This is a genomic window from Streptomyces sp. NPDC018045 (genome assembly GCF_044327445.1).
In the GTDB taxonomy this organism is placed as follows: Bacteria; Actinomycetota; Actinomycetes; order Streptomycetales; family Streptomycetaceae; genus Streptomyces.
This window is the reverse complement of the sequence record NZ_JBIRFL010000094.1, coordinates 1-1,021: the sequence shown is the minus strand read 5'-3', so window position 1 is coordinate 1,021 and position 1,021 is coordinate 1. Positions and strand designations below refer to the sequence as shown.

The 1,021-nt window shown below is 73.5% G+C and carries 1 protein-coding gene; it reads left to right on the top strand.

Features of this window, described 5'->3' with window-relative positions:
* Positions 1–1,021: polyketide synthase dehydratase domain-containing protein (locus ACH4EB_RS38760; protein WP_398353247.1), on the top strand; the 1,021-nt coding region annotated here is incomplete at both ends.

The following is a 1,021-nucleotide window of genomic DNA, read 5'->3' as shown; positions in this document are numbered from 1 at the left end:
CTGGGGTCGGTGCTGGTGCCGGGTACGGCGCTGGTGGAACTGGTGCTGCGGGCGGCCGACGAGGTGGACTGCGGTGCGGTGGAGGAACTGACCCTCGCCGCGCCCCTGGTACTGCCCGCTTCGGGCAGCGCGGTACAGGTGCAGGTGTGGGTGGGCGAGCCCGATGACGAAGGCCGCCGGCCGGTTTCGGTGCACTCGCGGGAGGGCGAAGGCCCGTGGACCCTCCACGCCGATGGCGCGGTGAACACCGGGGCCACCACGGCCCCCTTCGACACCGCCGTATGGCCGCCACAGGGCGCGAAGCCGCTCGACGTGACGGGCTGCTACGACGAACTCGCCGACGCCGGACTCACCTACGGCCCGGCCTTCCAGGGCCTGCGGGCGGCCTGGAAGGCAGGCAAGGACCTCTACGCCGAGGTGGCGCTCCCCGAGGGCACCGACGGTGCCGCGTACGGTCTGCACCCCGCCCTCTTCGACGCCGCGCTGCACGCGGCGGCCCTGGGCGGCGGCGAAGCGGGCGGAGTCCCGTTCTCGTGGACCGGAGTGTCCCTGCACGCAACCGGCGCCTCGCACCTGCGCGTCCGTATCCGTGACGTCGGCAGCGCGCTGGCGGTCGCGATCGCCGACCCGTCCGGTGCGCCGGTCGCCTCCGTGGAGTCGCTGGTGGTACGCCCGCTCTCGGCCGGTCAGCTACGGACCGCCGACCGTGACGCCCTCTTCAAGGTCGAGTGGGCCCCCGTCCCGCTCACGGAGGAGCACGTCGAACTCGGCACCGGACCGGAAGACGAGCCGCTGCGGACGTACGCGGACCTGGAATCCCTGACGGACACGGCCGTGCCCGGGGCCGTCCTGGTCGCTGCGCCTGCCGACCCGTCGGGAACGGTGGAGTCCGTCCACAACGCGGCGGCCGAGGCGCTCGACACGATCCAGTCGTGGCTGGCTGATGGGCGGTTTGCCGCCTCGCGTCTGGTGTTCGTGACGCGTGGTGCGGTGTCGGGTGTGGATCTGGCGGGTGCGGCGG